Annotated in this window: 17 protein-coding genes; 11 read left to right on the top strand and 6 right to left on the bottom strand. The window is 67.0% G+C overall.

The window, feature by feature from the left end:
• Positions 1-2: 2 nt before the first annotated feature.
• The 5 genes from IT40_RS19800 to IT40_RS19780 form a co-directional block, all read right to left on the bottom strand.
• Entirely contained in the window at positions 3-512 is a 510-nt protein-coding gene (locus IT40_RS19800; protein ID WP_052096169.1) for a hypothetical protein, read from the bottom strand.
• Between the two features lie 106 nt (positions 513-618).
• Positions 619-1,407, bottom strand: a complete 789-nt coding sequence (locus IT40_RS19795; RefSeq protein WP_036758906.1) for a phytanoyl-CoA dioxygenase family protein — start codon at positions 1,405-1,407, stop codon at positions 619-621.
• Positions 1,408-1,579: 172 nt separating this feature from the next.
• Positions 1,580-2,434, bottom strand: coding sequence for an NmrA family NAD(P)-binding protein (locus tag IT40_RS19790; protein ID WP_036758903.1), 855 nt, complete (start codon positions 2,432-2,434; stop codon positions 1,580-1,582).
• Positions 2,435-2,506: 72 nt separating this feature from the next.
• On the bottom strand, positions 2,507-3,190 hold the full coding sequence (locus IT40_RS19785) for a helix-turn-helix transcriptional regulator (protein WP_036758892.1): 684 nt from the start codon (positions 3,188-3,190) through the stop codon (positions 2,507-2,509).
• A 151-nt stretch (positions 3,191-3,341) separates the two neighbouring features.
• The gene (locus IT40_RS19780) at positions 3,342-4,139 is read right to left on the bottom strand and encodes a helix-turn-helix domain-containing protein (RefSeq protein ID WP_036758890.1); all 798 of its coding nucleotides are present in this window, start codon (positions 4,137-4,139) and stop codon (positions 3,342-3,344) included.
• Between the two features lie 132 nt (positions 4,140-4,271).
• Between IT40_RS19780 and IT40_RS19775 the strand changes: the two genes are divergently transcribed.
• The 4 genes from IT40_RS19775 (at position 4,272) to IT40_RS19760 (ending at position 7,133) form a co-directional block, all read left to right on the top strand.
• On the top strand, positions 4,272-4,730 hold the full coding sequence (locus IT40_RS19775) for a nuclear transport factor 2 family protein (RefSeq protein ID WP_036758969.1): 459 nt from the start codon (positions 4,272-4,274) through the stop codon (positions 4,728-4,730).
• A gap of 236 nt (positions 4,731-4,966) precedes the next feature.
• A complete protein-coding gene (locus tag IT40_RS19770; protein ID WP_036758888.1) occupies positions 4,967-5,557 on the top strand; it encodes an ArsR/SmtB family transcription factor in 591 nt (196 codons plus the stop codon).
• Positions 5,558-5,570: 13 nt separating this feature from the next.
• Positions 5,571-6,380 (top strand): SRPBCC family protein, encoded by an 810-nt coding sequence (locus IT40_RS19765; protein ID WP_036758886.1) that lies wholly within the window; start codon positions 5,571-5,573, stop codon positions 6,378-6,380.
• Between the two features lie 210 nt (positions 6,381-6,590).
• Entirely contained in the window at positions 6,591-7,133 is a 543-nt protein-coding gene (locus IT40_RS19760) for an AAA family ATPase (RefSeq protein ID WP_036758874.1), read from the top strand.
• Positions 7,134-7,158: 25 nt separating this feature from the next.
• Here the strand turns inward: IT40_RS19760 and IT40_RS19755 are convergent, their stop codons facing one another.
• Positions 7,159-7,731 carry an outer membrane protein gene (locus IT40_RS19755; protein WP_036758871.1) on the bottom strand — a complete coding sequence of 191 codons (573 nt, stop codon included), beginning with the start codon at positions 7,729-7,731 and terminating at the stop codon, positions 7,159-7,161.
• A 359-nt stretch (positions 7,732-8,090) separates the two neighbouring features.
• On the opposite strand from IT40_RS19755, the gene IT40_RS19750 reads away from it, so the two are divergent.
• The 7 genes from IT40_RS19750 (at position 8,091) to IT40_RS19725 (ending at position 13,178) form a co-directional block, all read left to right on the top strand.
• Positions 8,091-8,507 (top strand): hypothetical protein, encoded by a 417-nt coding sequence (locus tag IT40_RS19750; RefSeq protein WP_036758868.1) that lies wholly within the window; start codon positions 8,091-8,093, stop codon positions 8,505-8,507.
• A 319-nt stretch (positions 8,508-8,826) separates the two neighbouring features.
• On the top strand, positions 8,827-9,504 hold the full coding sequence (locus IT40_RS19745) for a DNA methyltransferase (protein ID WP_036758864.1): 678 nt from the start codon (positions 8,827-8,829) through the stop codon (positions 9,502-9,504).
• 69 nt (positions 9,505-9,573) lie between these two features.
• Positions 9,574-9,864 (top strand): hypothetical protein, encoded by a 291-nt coding sequence (locus IT40_RS19740; protein ID WP_036758861.1) that lies wholly within the window; start codon positions 9,574-9,576, stop codon positions 9,862-9,864.
• A gap of 327 nt (positions 9,865-10,191) precedes the next feature.
• A complete protein-coding gene (locus IT40_RS28815) occupies positions 10,192-10,329 on the top strand; it encodes a hypothetical protein (protein WP_157034089.1) in 138 nt (45 codons plus the stop codon).
• Positions 10,329-11,246: a DMT family transporter gene (locus IT40_RS19735; protein ID WP_036758857.1), complete on the top strand. Its 918-nt coding sequence runs from the start codon at positions 10,329-10,331 to the stop codon at positions 11,244-11,246. The genes IT40_RS28815 and IT40_RS19735 overlap by 1 nt, the downstream gene beginning before the upstream one ends.
• Before the next feature lie 827 nt (positions 11,247-12,073).
• A complete protein-coding gene (locus IT40_RS19730) occupies positions 12,074-12,484 on the top strand; it encodes a single-stranded DNA-binding protein (protein ID WP_036758853.1) in 411 nt (136 codons plus the stop codon).
• A 373-nt stretch (positions 12,485-12,857) separates the two neighbouring features.
• Positions 12,858-13,178, top strand: coding sequence for a hypothetical protein (locus IT40_RS19725; RefSeq protein ID WP_036758850.1), 321 nt, complete (start codon positions 12,858-12,860; stop codon positions 13,176-13,178).
• Positions 13,179-13,361: the final 183 nt, after the last annotated feature.

The raw sequence follows: 13,361 nt of genomic DNA, 5'->3' as shown, positions 1-13,361 counted from the left end.
GCTCAGCCGCAACCGCCCCGCCGCCATTCGTGGCGGTTCAGGTCGCGGCAGAAGCCCGCAGCCGTCATCGCGTCGTGAATGGTGAACAGGGGCGCGATCACCGTGCCGGGCCCGCTTTCGCAGGTCAGTGAGGCCAGCAGGTCCTCGCCGCGCAGGACATTGACGCCGGCCTCCAGGGTTGGGTCTTCCGTCAGCCGGTCCACGCTGTGCCATGCCTCGTAGCTGTGGCCGCCGTTGCGGAAGGCGACGCTTTCCCAGATCGCCCTGCCGACGCCGCTCCAGGGCGTGGCGGTGCCGGCGCTGAGTTCCTCGCGCAGGGTCAGGTCCGGCTGCCCCTTGGGACCGAAGGCATAGGTGAAGGCGCCGTTGCCCTGGGAATCCCCCGGCTCGATGCAGACCTCGAGGTGCCTGCCTTTGCCGGTATCGCAGGAGATCAGCACCTCGCCGTTGCACTCGGCCAAGGCGGCCTGCGGCAGGCAGAACAGGGCAAGGGCGGTCAGGCAGGGGCGCATGGAACTCTCCGCGAGTGGCCCGATCATCTTGCCCGACATGCCATTGCCGACAAGCCCGAACTTGCCTGGATCCGGGGCCGCATGGCAGCCCCGGACCTTGGCGGTTTCAGTAGGTCAGCCCGCAGGCTCTGCGGATCGCGATCTGGACCGGCGAGGGCGGCAGGGCGGGGTCGAACTCGCCCCTGGGCAGCAGGGGCGGCTGCGCCATGAAGCGGGGCCGCAACCCCCGATGCGGTTGCGCCGCATGGACCAGGAACGGGTGGCACAGATAGACTGTGCCTGCCGCGCCCGTCGCCAGCGCCTCGGGGCAGCGTTCCGTCGAGGCATAGCCGTCCGCCGACAATTGCCGCAGCGTCGCGCCGGCTTCGCCATGGGGCAGCAATTCGCGCGCGATGGTCATATGCGAGCCCTTCTTGATCCGGGTCGGCGCGTCGTCGGGTCCCACATCCGAGAACAGGAACAGCATCAGCAGGGCGCGGCGGCTGCTTTTGACATTGGCCCGCCACTCCATGAAATCCGGGCTGTCGCCGAAACTCATATCCACATGCCAGCCGTCGTCGCCGAGGGCATCGGGCGAGGGAAAGCGGATCGGGAAGCTGCCCAGCCCCCGCGGCGGGATCCAGCGCCCCGGCCCGGCAAGCTGGTCGTAGGCTCTGTGCAGCAGCGGGGTGTTGGCGGCCTGGACGAAGGCAGGGGTGGACATCGACGCGATGCGGATGATCGGCTGTGTCCAGCCTTCGGGCCGGTCGGGCGCAAGGCCCATCTCCGCCCACAACTCGTCCCGGCATTGCCGGGCGAGATCGGTGGAAAAGGCACCGTCGATCCTGACGAAGCCGTTGTCGATGAAGTTCTGGACCTGACGCTCGGTCAGGCCGGATGGTTTGGAATTGGTCATGATGCATTCTCCGCTTGGCGCCTGGATCGCAGGCGCCGGTATCGATCTGATGGCGCGAACGCGCCGTACGGGCAGGGCCGTTCAGATCAGCGGGAAGAATGTGGACATGAACATCATGGGCGGAATCTAGGGGCGGCAGGCGAAGGCTACAAGGGTCGGCATCGGCTCCCAGTTAGCCCAGGACGGAAGCGACATAGCTCTCCAACGAGATTCTGCCCCGGATCGGCTGATCCGTCGTGTCGGCCTTGCCGTCGATCAGCCGACGGGTCATGCAGGCATAGGATGCCGCTGCCGCTGCCGAGAACCCGGACTGTCGAAAGACGTCCTCCAGCGCATCCCGCGGGATCTCCTGCACCGCCACCTTTTGGCCCATCGCCCGCGCGAAGGCGGCGGCGACGTCCTTGGCCGTGTAGCGGTCCGGCCCCTCCACATGCTTGATGCCGACGTCCTCCGTGCCCGACATGAGACGTCGCGCGGCCGCCTGGCCAAGATCGGCCGGCGCAACCATCGGAATCACGAGATCGGCGGGAAGAAAGCTGGGCAGGCTGCCGCCGATCCGCACCGCTTCCGCCATTCCGGCCCAGTTGCTCATGTAATATCCGCCCCGGTTGATCGCGGCGGGGATGGGCTGCTGCATCAATGCCCGCTCGAATTCATGCAGGACGGTAAGATCGCCGCAGCGCGTCCCCTCAAAGGCCCCATAGGTCGATTGCCCGACGACCTTCTCAAGCCCCGACCCCTCCAGCGCCGCAACGATGGCCGCCACATTCCTGCGCTCTTCCGCATCGGTGTCGCCCGACGGGTCAGCTGGCGGGTTGAGCAGGAAGGCGCGCCGGCCGGTCCGGAATACCCGCCGCAAGGCATCGACGTCGCGGATATCGGCAACGGCGATCCTCGCGCCCGCCTGCTTCAGCTCTTCGCCACGGCTTTCGTCGCGGGTGACGACCGTTACCTCCTGTCCTTGCTCCAGCAGCGCGCGGGCCGCCGCCGATCCGACCCGCCCGGTTCCGCCAAGAATGATATGCATCCCGATCTCCTTTCCGATTGATGGGTCGGGGTTTACCATCGGGAATCGACAGAAGATGTCAGGAGCCGGGGCTCAGATATTCGCATGAGGTTCGCTGCGGCGATAGGCGGCCAGAAGGTTGTCGCGGGATCGCGGGATCTCTTCCTCCAGCAGGGACAGGGCGTCGATGCGGTCGAGCCGGAAGTGCCGGAAGCCATCCCGCAACTCGCACCATGCTGCCAGCATCTCGGCCCGGTCGAGGAAACCAAGCGCGACAGGCCAAACGATGCGGCTGCGCAGAATCGCGTTCTGGGCCCGATAGGTGATCCGCAATTTCCGGCGATTCCGCATGGCCTGCCGGATCGCCGCCAATTCCTCCGGTCGACCGTTCTCGGACGGGCCGACGGTCAGGCCGCTCCTGCGCATCCGTGCCTCGGCGCCGTCTCCCATGCCCTCCGCGATCTTGATCAGGGCGGTATCGGCGGCCTTCGCGATCTCGCTGTCGCCGCGCGCCTGCACGAAGCGCAGGCCCAGAAGGACGGCATCGGCTTCGTCCTGCGTCAGGGCCATCGGCGGCAGGAAGAAACCCGGGCGCAGGACGAAACCCGTGCCCGCTGCGCCCTCGACCGACACGCCGAGTTCCAGCAGGGTTTCCATGTCGCGGTAGATCGTGCGCTCCGAGACGTCGAACCGTTGCGCCAGGGCTTTTGCCGTGACGGCGCCCCGCCGCTCACGGAGCGTCTGCAGGAGTTGAAGAAGCCGACCGGAGCGCTGCATCTCCCAAGCATAGCGAAAGCAGGGGAATGCGCAAAGTTCCAGCCGGCCAGTGAGCATCTCGTCGCGTGCTGCGGTCTTTCTACCGCCTGGAAGACCGGTTGGCGGCAACCTTTCCCCAGCAGTCAGACGCGGTCACCGGTTTCCAAAGCGCTCAGCCCTCGGCCTGCATCATTGCCCTGGCAGTCCTGTCGTCGGCTGGAAGGAACGCCTCGATGGTCATCTCGGACAGGGTCACGTCGGTGGCGGTGCCGAAGACGGTGGTGGTGCTGAGAAAGGACAGGGCCCCCGCACCGCTTCGCAGCCTCAGCGGCACCGCGATGCGCCCTTCCCGGTCGGGATCCGAGGCTGGTGGCGTCGTGCTTGCGGGGAACGGAAAGGCGGCGATTTCGTCGTGAAGCGCGGCCAGCGTCGGATCCGCCGACTGCCTGATGTCGTGCTTCAGCCGGGCCAGCAGGTGGGCACGCCATTCCGGCAGGTTGAGAATGCGCGGGGCCAGCCCGTCGGGGTGAAGGCTCAGCCGCAGGACATTGACCTCGCCCTCCAGCAGATGCGGAGCGACGCCGGCCATCAGCTTCAGGGCCGCCGGATTCGCTGCCAAGAGCGTCCAGTGGCGATCCACCGCAAGGGCGGGATGAGGCAGATGGCCTTGCAGGACGCGGTCGATCATCCCGCGCACAGCCGAGAGTTCCGGGGCATCCGGCCCGCGATGCGGGTAATGCGGTGCATGGCCCGCTGCGGACAGGATCAGGTTGCGCTCCCGCAGCGGAATGTCCAGCCTTTCGCCGAGATGCAGCACCATGTCCCGGCTTGGCCGGGATCGCCCGGACTCCAGGAAGCTGAGATGACGCTGGGAAATCTCCGCCTCGCTTGCCAGCGCAAGCTGGCTGAGCGCGCGCCTCTGCCGCCATCGGCGCAGCAATTCCCCCGCACTGCCGGTCACGTCGCTCATGGCAGGACGCTCGACGCAGGCGCGGCGGCGAAACGATTACCTGCGGGGTAATCGCTTTCGCAACGCCGATTCGCGATGAAGGGGCATCGCCCCGCCATCCGGCAGGGCGGCACCCGCTTTAAGGAGATGATCATGCCTGAAGACTACCACCGCCCGCCGTCGCAAGCCACCACGTCTGCCGAGGACGTCGCCGACCGGACCCGGGCCGTCGTGCAGCAGTTCCTCGCCGCCCGGCTGGCGGGCGACACGGCGCGCCTGGCCTCGCTGTTCGCCGATGAGGTGGACTGGCTGCTTGCCGAGAACCCGGCCGCCCCCTGGATCCGGCCGCGATCCACCGCTGCCGACTGCGCGGCCCAGTTCACCGAACTGATGCAATATACGGTGCCCGAGGACGTGCGGGCCTCGGTCGATGCCTTGCTTGTCGATGGCGCCGACGCCGTCCTGATGGGGCATCTGTCGGGCACAGTGCGGGCGACGGGCAAATCCTTCGAAGGTCCTTTCGCCCTGCGCCTCACGGTCGAGGATGGCCGGATCACCCGCCATCATCTCTATGAGAACAGCCTGTCCATCGCCCAGGCCTGCGCTTCGTGAAAAGCGCGGTCCAAATCCGGCGCGTCGGAAGGGGCGGTGCCGTGGTCCAGGCCAGCGCATCGCGCTCGCGAGCCGAATACGAGGTTTGGTCACGGTGGCGCGGATGCCGGTGCTGGTCCGTATCCGCCGCGCCGCAGTCATGGCCACGCCTGTCCTGCCGACAATCCTCGGGACCGGCCCCAAAGGTCGCGGCAACCCGCATTGACAAAAATATCTGTCAATGTGATGATGCCTCCATGCTCGATCTCGATGTCATCGACAATCCCGCTGCTGCCGTGGCTGCGCTGGACCCGATCAAGGCCCGCCTACTGGCCGAGCTTTCCGAGCCGGCATCGGCCGCCTCGCTCGCCGCGCGCGTCGGGCTGACACGCCAGAAGGTGAACTATCATCTCCGGGTGCTGGAGGATCACGGCCTTGTCAGGGCGGTGGAACAGCGCCAATGGGGCGGGCTGATCGAGCGGCTGATGGCGGCGACGGCGGCTTCTTACGTCGTCTCGCCCGCGGCCCTGGGACCGATCGGTGCTGATCCGGCCCGCAGCAACGACCGTCTGTCGGCGAGCTATCTGATCGCGCTCGCCGCCCGCATCCTGCGCGAGGTGGGCGCCCTGTGGCGCGCCGCGCGGCAAAAGGACAAGCGGCTTGCCACGCTGTCCATCGACAGCACCATCCGCTTCCGCTCGCCGGCCGAGCGGGCCGCCTTCGCCGCCGATCTGACCAACGCCGTCGCGGCGCTCGCGACGCGCTATCACGACGAAAGCGCGCCGGCCGGCCGGCCGCACCGGCTGATCGTCGCAGCCTATCCGGCCCCGGACGAGGCCCAACCCTGAAAGGATATCCCTCATGCCCGTCAAGAAGGACGACAGCGGCAAGCGCTGGGTCGAGATGGAATTGCTGGTGCCCGGCACGCCCGAACAGGTCTGGCAGGCGATCGCCACCGGGCCGGGCAATACCGCCTGGTTCACCCCGGCCACGATCGACGAACATGTCGGCGGGGCGCTGCGCTTCGACATGGGCGAGAACGGGGAATCCACCGGCGAAGTGACGATATGGGAGCCGCCCTCGCGCTTCGGCTATGTCGAGCGCGACTGGGCCGAGGGGGCGCCGCCGCTGGCCACCGAGATCACCGTGACGGCCAGATCGGGCAGCCGCTGCGTCATCCGCATGGTCCATTCGCTGTTCGCCTCGACCGACGACTGGGACGACCAGATGGAGGGATTCGAGGGCGGCTGGCCCGGCTTCTTCCAGGTGCTGCGGCTCTACCTTGCGCATTTCGCCGGGATGCAGGCGGCTGTGGGTTTTGCCATGGCGAGCGTCGAGGCGCCCCAGCTGGCGGTCTGGAAGCGGCTGACCCATGGGCTCGGGCTTGCCGGCACGGATACCGGCGAGACATTTGCCCTCCAAGCGCCCGAGTCCCTGTCCGGCACCGTCGAATATATCGAGCAGGGCGACAGCCAGCGCTACGTCCTGCTGCGGCTGGAGCAGCCCGCGCCCGGCATCGCGCTGATCGGGACCTATGGCATGGGCGGGACGACGAATGCCAGCATGAGCTTCTGGTTCTATGGCGAGGACGCCGGGGAACGCGCTGCGGCGAGCCAGCCGCGATGGCGCGAATGGCTGCGGGAAACCATCGAGAAGGCAGGGGACGCGTAACATCCTGGCCGGGATCGGAGGAATCCTCGGCGCCAGCCCATCGTCGGGACAGTGGCCTGATATCATCCGAAGCGCCGGGGGTTGATCGCCCGCCCCGGTCCCCCTGTTCGGCTCAGTATTGGTCATGCAGCCTGAGCTAGGTCATGGCGCTGGTCTGGTTTCGGCCATCTTGTCCCTGCGCCAATGACGACGCCAGTTTGAGGAAGACGCATGAACGATCATATATTCGTCGTGACCGGTGGTCCCGGCTCGGGCAAGAGCAGCCTGATCGAGGCGCTCATCTGGCGGGGCTATCGCAGCATGCCGGAGGCCGGTCGTGCTATCATACAGGATCAGGTCAGGATCGGCGGATCGGCCCTGCCTTGGGCGGACCGGGCGGCCTTCGCCGAACTCATGCTGAGTTGGGAAATGCGGTCCTGGCACGAGGCCGCGGCGATGACGGATATCGTCATCATGGATCGTGGCATTCCCGATGTTATCGGCTATCTCACGCTTTGCGGTCTGCCCGTTCCTGCCCATGTCGAGGCGGCGGCGAAGCTATGTCCCTATAACAGGCATGTCTTTCTCGCGCCCTATTGGGAGGATATCTTCACGCAGGATACGGAGCGCAAGCAGGACAGTCTGGAAGCCGAGGCGACCGGCAGGATCATGGCCGAGACTTATACTCGGCTTGGCTACCGGATCGTCGAACTGCCGCTGGCGGGAATCGAGGCGCGGGCCGATTTCGTCGCGAAGAACCTGCGCATCGCCTGATCGGGGATCGCCTGCACGCGGTCCTTCAGAACCGATAGGACGCACGGACCTGCAGCAGGTCGGCGTCCAGGTCGATGTCGGTATCCACCACGTTCTGGAAACTCGACCGGCTGTATTCCAGGCCAAGCGAAACAGTGTCGTTCACCAGATAATCGCCGCCGAAGCCCCAGGTCACCCCGGTTTCCGATTCGCCGGAATCCGACAGCCGCGCCACGCCAAGCGTCAGATAGGGCTGGAACCGCCCCATGTCGTAGCCCGCGCGGCCACGCAGCCGCCACATGTCGCTGCTGCCGGCCGTCCCGTTCTGCAGGTCGACATTGTTGTAGTCCAGCTCACCGCCCAGCACGAACCGGCCCATGTCGCGCAGATAGCCCAGATGCACACCAAAGGCGTCGATGTCGCCCAGATCGGCGCTCGCCCGGCCGCGCGATGCGGTGAATTCGCCCTGGCCATAATGCAGGCCGGCATAGAAGCCCGTCCAGTCGGTCTCGGCGGCGGCTGGCGCGACATCAGCCGGCCCGACCGGAGCGGCGAAGCCACCGGCGAACGAGGCGCCGGCCAGGAAAGAAGCCGCAAGGGCGTAAACGGCGATTTTCAAGTCAGTGTCTCCGCGAGCGATGCCTGTTCGCCGCATATCCCCGGAGGGCGAGCCGGGGAAGCCGCCGGAATCCGAGGTTCGCCCCCGCGTGTCATTTTTACGACGCGTCCCTTGCCAACGCACTGATCACAGGGGAGTTTGGGCCGTCCCCCGGCAGTGTATAGCCGGCCGCCGGGCGCTCTCGGCATCTATCCGCATCATCTGTCCGGTCTTCCGCCCGTTCGCTTGACCCATCGCAGGGTGTTGGGAATGCTGTTTTTCGCAGCAACGGCGTAGTGAACCCTGGTCGCAGGCGGAGCGTATCACCTTCTGGCAGCCTGTCGTGAACGATCCCCGATCCCCTTGATCCGGAGGCTTCCATGATCCTGATCCTGCTTGCCGTCATGCTCACTGCCGCGCTTTGCGTCATCGCCTGGTATCTCGCCACCTGGGCCCTGCCGGTGATGGTCGCGGTCGAGACCTTCCGTTTCATCCACGCGACCGAGGCCGGGTTCCTGCTCTCGGTCCTTGCGGCAGCAACCGCCGCGCTGCTGTCGGTCGGGCTGGTGCTTCTGGCGCTGTTCAAGGCGAGGAACCCGATCCTTGGCCTGCTGGCGCGGGCCGTCTTCGTGATCCCGGCGATGATCGCCGGATATGCCGTCGTCCATGGCGTCACCCATACCGCCATCGAATCCGCCATCGCGCTGAAACTGCTTTGCGGCACCGCCGGATTGATCACCGGCATCGCCGCGCTGATCAATCTGAATGGGTTCGGAGAACTGGCGCCGCAGGCCTGATCCCGGTCGTTACGGCCATACCGCAGTCATGCGATCCTTCCGATCACTCCCGAAGACAGGGCAAGGGTCGAAAGAAGAATAATGCAATAAGCCATTTGTTCTGAGGTGAAGGGCTTGGGGCGCTGCCCCAGGCGCGCCGCAAGAAAACTCTTCGGCCTTTCGCGGCATAAACGGCCTCCTCCCCGCAAGCGGGTCCCCTCCAATTATTCCACGGTGCCAAAGACTTCTCTTGCGCCTTACACCCCCGGTCTCGCCGACGGGCAAGGGTTCAGGAGCAGGCGCTTCGCTGCCCTGAACCCCAACCCGAAAGGACAGAGACATGACTGGCAAGACCAGCCCCCCCCGCAACCTCGTCATCAATGCCGATTGCACCCTGGCGATGCAGGCGTTCGGCACCGGCTTGGTGGACTTCATCCTGACCGATCCGCCCTATGTCACCCGCTTCCGCGACCGGCAGGGCCGCACCGTCGCCAATGACGACAACGCCCGCTGGCTGCGCCCGGCCTTCGCCCAGATGCACCGGGTTCTGAAGCAGGGCGGTTTCTGCGTCAGCTTCTACGGCTGGAACAAGGTCGATTTGTTCGTGGAGGCATGGAAGGCGGCGGGTTTCCGCATCGTCGGGCATCTGGTGTTCCGCAAGCGTTACGCCTCCTCGGCGCGGTTCCTGCGCTATGAGCACGAGCAGGCTTATCTGCTGGCGAAGGGCGATCCCGAATTGCCGGCTAGCCCTGTGCCCGATGTGCTGGATTTCCCCTATACCGGCAACAAGCTGCACCCGACGCAGAAGCCGGTGGCGGCGCTGCGCAGGCTGATCGGCGCGTTCACGAAACCCGGCGATCTGGTGCTGGACCCGTTCAGTGGCAGCGGCTCGACCCTGGCGGCGGCGCATCTTTTGGGCCGCGACTGGCTGGGGGTGGAGCTGGACCTGGCGCATTACCAGACTGCCGGAAAGCGGATGGCGGCCCTGCAAGAGCGGGACCGGAAGGCGGCGGCATAGGCCGCGTCACTTGGCGCCGGCCCCCGCGGCGGGCGCCACACCCCACAGCTTTACGGAAAGGATTTCGACATGCGCTGGATTGTCACGAAGGACCATCACGGCGGTTGCATTGGATTGGGCGAGGACGCCGACGGAGTCCCCGCCCACGGCAAGCCCGAAGACGGCGACGCTCTGCCGGTGGAGTTCCGGCTTTACACCGCGCGCGGCAGGCTGCTGTTCGAGGGCCGTTGCGGCGACATCGCGGCCGACTGGTGGCACGGCATGGAGCCGCTGCTTTACGCCTGGGCCACGTTCCGGTGCCGCCGGTTGACCTGGCGCCCGGCCGGGACGGATGAACCTTGGCGCCCGCTGCGGCCATAGGTCGGACGATCACCCGCAACACCACGGCCGCCGGTCCATCGGATCGGCGGCCGTCGCGCGTGCGCGGCGCATGGGAAAGGCACCAAACAAAATCGCGCTCGCCGGGCATGGCCCGGCTCGCGAAGGCAAGGCGAAGATATCGGCAGGTGCGCCCATGGCTGATGCGGCAGCGCGAACGACGCGGCATGATCCGGACGGGCGGAGACCACCCATATCGGAGCCCGTCCGGATCATGCCGGAGGCGGGAAAGGGTGATGCCGCTTGTTTTGAGGTTTCCCGGGGATGCCGCGCGCGCTATCGAGGCCCCGCTTCAGAAGGGTCCGACCGATGTACAAGAAACGCCTCCGGTTCAGCGCGCTTTCGCAAAAGGCCGAGGCCACCTCGCTGTCCCGGGGATGCGATGCCAAAGGCCTGCGGGTCGCCGATCGGCTGCCCGCATCGGTCGGCGCGTGGTTGCTGCGCTGATGGCCACGACCGTCGAACAGGCCGAACAGGAGCGTTTCCGCTGGATCTGGCTGCTTCTGCTGTTGCCGCCGCCGCTGTTCTGGGCAGGCAATTTCCTTGTCGGGCGCATGATGCGCGATATGGTGCCGCCCTTCACCCTGCTGACCGGACGCTGGATCATCGCGCTCCTGATCCTTCTGCCTTTTGCCATCGCACCGATGCGCCGGGATTTCCATCTCTACCGTCGGCACTGGCTGCGGCTCGTCGCCGTCTCGCTGACCGGGATCGTGGCGTTCAACGCCTTCATCTATGTCGGCTTGCGGACCACCACGGCCTCGAACGGGCTGCTGCTGAACTCGCTCATCCCGCTGCTGATCCTGCTGGTGGCTGCGATCACCTTCCGGCAGCGGATCGGAGGCAGGCAGATCGCCGCGATCCTGCTGTCCTTCGCCGGGGTGCTGACGATCCTGACCCAAGGCGTGCCCGAGCGGCTGCTGGCGCTGGACCTGTCGCGGGGCGATCTGATCGTCTTCGGCGGCATGATCTCATGGGCATTCTATACGGTCTGGCTGCGCGGCTTTCCCGCCGGGATCGACCGCATCGGCCTGATGGGCGCGCAGATCACCGTCGGGCTGATCGCCCTCCTGCCGGTCTGGCTGTGGGAACATGCGCATGGCCCGGCGCCGATCTGGACCGGCGCCAGCGTGGCGGCGCTGGCCTATCTCGGCATCTTCCCCTCGGTCGGCGCCTATCTGCTCTACAACATGGCCGTGGCGAGGGTGGGCGTGGCGCGGGCGGGGCTTTCGATCCACCTGATCCCGGTGTTCGGCGTGATCCTTGCCGTGCTGTTTATGGATGAAAGCCTGCATCTCTATCACCTGCTGGGGGCCGCCGCGATCATGGGCGGCATCGCCGTCAGCATGCGCGACAGGCGATGAAGCAGGGATCGCCCTGAACCGCCATTCGTGGCAGGCATTGTTTCGACCCCGCCGACCCTCCGGCGCCGACGGGCAATCTGACCGCGCGACCTGCTTCCGATGCCCGCGATCTTTCTCGTCCATGGGAAACCCGGCGGCTGGAACCACCGGGCCGCTAGCCCCGCGCAAGAAGGATGTCATCGTCGCCGACGAACCGGCCCTCGCCCCCATCGGTCCCGGCCAGCACGCCCGGCACGGAAATCCACCCCGCCGCCGACCCCGCTGCCATAACGGTCCCCGCCTTCCGCATCCTGCCATTCCGTGCAGTCGATGCCCGCCGCGATGCGGCCAGCGTCCTGCCGGCCCCGCAATATTGCCGGACGATCCGGCCCAGTGCCGAGGCAACGGCAGCCATGCCATCCCGCGTCCTCGACCCGATAGCCCGGTCCTTCCCGTCCCGAACGCCCCGGCCTTCCGGCGGCGGACGCAAGGATGACCAGCAAGCCGAAGCGAAGCGGCACCGCTGCGGGTGGTGCGGGTCCCGGGGGCCATGCGGACAGGACGGCACCGGCGAGAACGCCGCCGTTCTGCGATCCGTCCCCGTCATGCCCCCCGGACGCACCAATCCCTCCGCCTTTCCGATCCCCTAACTCCGTGCGGTTTTCACCGGCAACCCCCAAGGCTCCGGACCGTGTTGCCGCGCGGGGCGCGCGGCTGCCCGCACCACTCCGAAGCCTTGCGGGCAAGCTGCCGCCCGAAGGGGGCGTCAGTTGCAGGTGCCTCCCGACGGACTTGGCCGGGTCTCGTCGGAGGGAATGGTCCCTCCGGAGAAGCAACGGAGACAGACAATGCAGAACATCGTCATCCTCGCCGGCGCCATCCGCCAGGCCCCCGAAACCCGCACCACCCGCGGCGGCACCGATGTCACCCGCTTCAAGCTGGTCACCTCGCGCCCGCGCTATTCGGAAGGCCGCGTCGTCCGCGACGAGAAGGGCTATCGGGTCGAGGACGCGGAATGGCACCGCGTCGTCGCCTTCAACGGCCTGGGCCGGACCATCCAGCAATATTGCGAGTCCGGCACGAAAGTCCTGGTGCGCGGCCGCATCCACTACACGAAGTGGCAGGATGCGGACGGCAACGACCGCTACGGCTGCGAGATCGTCGCCGAGACGGTGGATTTCCTGAGCCGGGCGCAGCCGTCCGAGACCGGCGACGAGGACGAGGGCCGGTTCATCGACGAAGACGACATCCCCTCCTGAGCGGGAGGCTCGAGGCCCGGCGGTTCCAGCCGCCGGGTTTCCCCATGTCTCTGGCCGATCGCCTCGTGGCCACGTCGGCAAGAGAAGGCTCCCCCGTCCGGATCGACCGGCCGGGAAGCCTCCGGCGGGGGGCACCCCCTCCAGACCTCCCCCGGTTTTAAATGTCTCCTTTTGCGCTCTGTCGTCCGGAGGTTTGCACCTGCCGCTGCGCTGTCGAGGACGAGCGGTTCCCCCAATTTCCAGCCGCCGCCCAAGGGCGTCGTCAGGAAATCGGCTCCCCCACTCGCCGCCCGGGGGCGGTCGCTGCGCGATCCCCGACACCTTGCGGCGACGGTGCGGCCTCCTCCCGTCAGAGCGCAAAAGGAGACATGCCATGACCGAACGGGAAATCACCAGCATCGACGGCGGCAGCAGGGAGTATTGGCGCGAGCGCAGGTTTGCCTTCCTCCTCATCCGCCTGGCCGAGCGGTCCTTGCAAAAGGTGCAGTGGGCACCGCTTTATATCCAGGTCGGGATCGACGCGCAGGGCCGGCCCATCGAGATCCTGAATATGGCACCGTTCGACGACCTGGATGAGGCCGTCCGGGATATCGAAGCCAACCCGACCGCGGTCGGCATCCTCGTCGCCCAGGGCCGCACGCATATCGGCTGGCACCCCGTCGGTGCCGTCATCCGCCGCCTGGCCGGCGACTGACCTGGCCACGGGAGGCGGCTCCGGCCGCCTTCCGTTCCTGCCGCTGGCAGCCGAAGCGCCGCCGGCCGGATCGACCGGCCGCCGGCGCTGACGAAAGAGGGGCGTGGCCGCCCCCCTCTCGCGCTCACCCCCATGAAGGAAGGGGCTGGAAGCCCCCTCCTTCAAACATCCTCCCCCTGGGGA

Origin of the sequence: Paracoccus versutus, from assembly GCF_000763885.1 — a bacterium.
GTDB classification, from domain to species: Bacteria; Pseudomonadota; Alphaproteobacteria; order Rhodobacterales; family Rhodobacteraceae; genus Paracoccus; species Paracoccus versutus.
This window is presented reverse-complemented; position numbering and strand designations above follow the sequence as displayed.

Excerpts from the sequence above, each read along its gene's own strand:
- IT40_RS19745 (WP_036758864.1), top strand. The coding sequence starts at position 8,827 with ATGACTGGCAAGACCAGCCCCCCCCGCAACCTCGTCATCAATGCCGAT.
- IT40_RS19735 (WP_036758857.1), top strand. The coding sequence starts at position 10,329 with ATGGCCACGACCGTCGAACAGGCCGAACAGGAGCGTTTCCGCTGGATC.
- IT40_RS19780 (WP_036758890.1), bottom strand. The coding sequence starts at position 4,139 with ATGAGCGACGTGACCGGCAGTGCGGGGGAATTGCTGCGCCGATGGCGG.
- IT40_RS19740 (WP_036758861.1), top strand. The coding sequence starts at position 9,574 with ATGCGCTGGATTGTCACGAAGGACCATCACGGCGGTTGCATTGGATTG.
- IT40_RS28815 (WP_157034089.1), top strand. The coding sequence starts at position 10,192 with ATGTACAAGAAACGCCTCCGGTTCAGCGCGCTTTCGCAAAAGGCCGAG.
- IT40_RS19795 (WP_036758906.1), bottom strand. The coding sequence starts at position 1,407 with ATGACCAATTCCAAACCATCCGGCCTGACCGAGCGTCAGGTCCAGAAC.
- IT40_RS19770 (WP_036758888.1), top strand. The coding sequence starts at position 4,967 with ATGCTCGATCTCGATGTCATCGACAATCCCGCTGCTGCCGTGGCTGCG.
- IT40_RS19750 (WP_036758868.1), top strand. The coding sequence starts at position 8,091 with ATGATCCTGATCCTGCTTGCCGTCATGCTCACTGCCGCGCTTTGCGTC.
- IT40_RS19785 (WP_036758892.1), bottom strand. The coding sequence starts at position 3,190 with ATGCAGCGCTCCGGTCGGCTTCTTCAACTCCTGCAGACGCTCCGTGAG.
- IT40_RS19760 (WP_036758874.1), top strand. The coding sequence starts at position 6,591 with ATGAACGATCATATATTCGTCGTGACCGGTGGTCCCGGCTCGGGCAAG.
- IT40_RS19765 (WP_036758886.1), top strand. The coding sequence starts at position 5,571 with ATGCCCGTCAAGAAGGACGACAGCGGCAAGCGCTGGGTCGAGATGGAA.
- IT40_RS19775 (WP_036758969.1), top strand. The coding sequence starts at position 4,272 with ATGCCTGAAGACTACCACCGCCCGCCGTCGCAAGCCACCACGTCTGCC.
- IT40_RS19790 (WP_036758903.1), bottom strand. The coding sequence starts at position 2,434 with ATGCATATCATTCTTGGCGGAACCGGGCGGGTCGGATCGGCGGCGGCC.
- IT40_RS19730 (WP_036758853.1), top strand. The coding sequence starts at position 12,074 with ATGCAGAACATCGTCATCCTCGCCGGCGCCATCCGCCAGGCCCCCGAA.
- IT40_RS19800 (WP_052096169.1), bottom strand. The coding sequence starts at position 512 with ATGCGCCCCTGCCTGACCGCCCTTGCCCTGTTCTGCCTGCCGCAGGCC.
- IT40_RS19725 (WP_036758850.1), top strand. The coding sequence starts at position 12,858 with ATGACCGAACGGGAAATCACCAGCATCGACGGCGGCAGCAGGGAGTAT.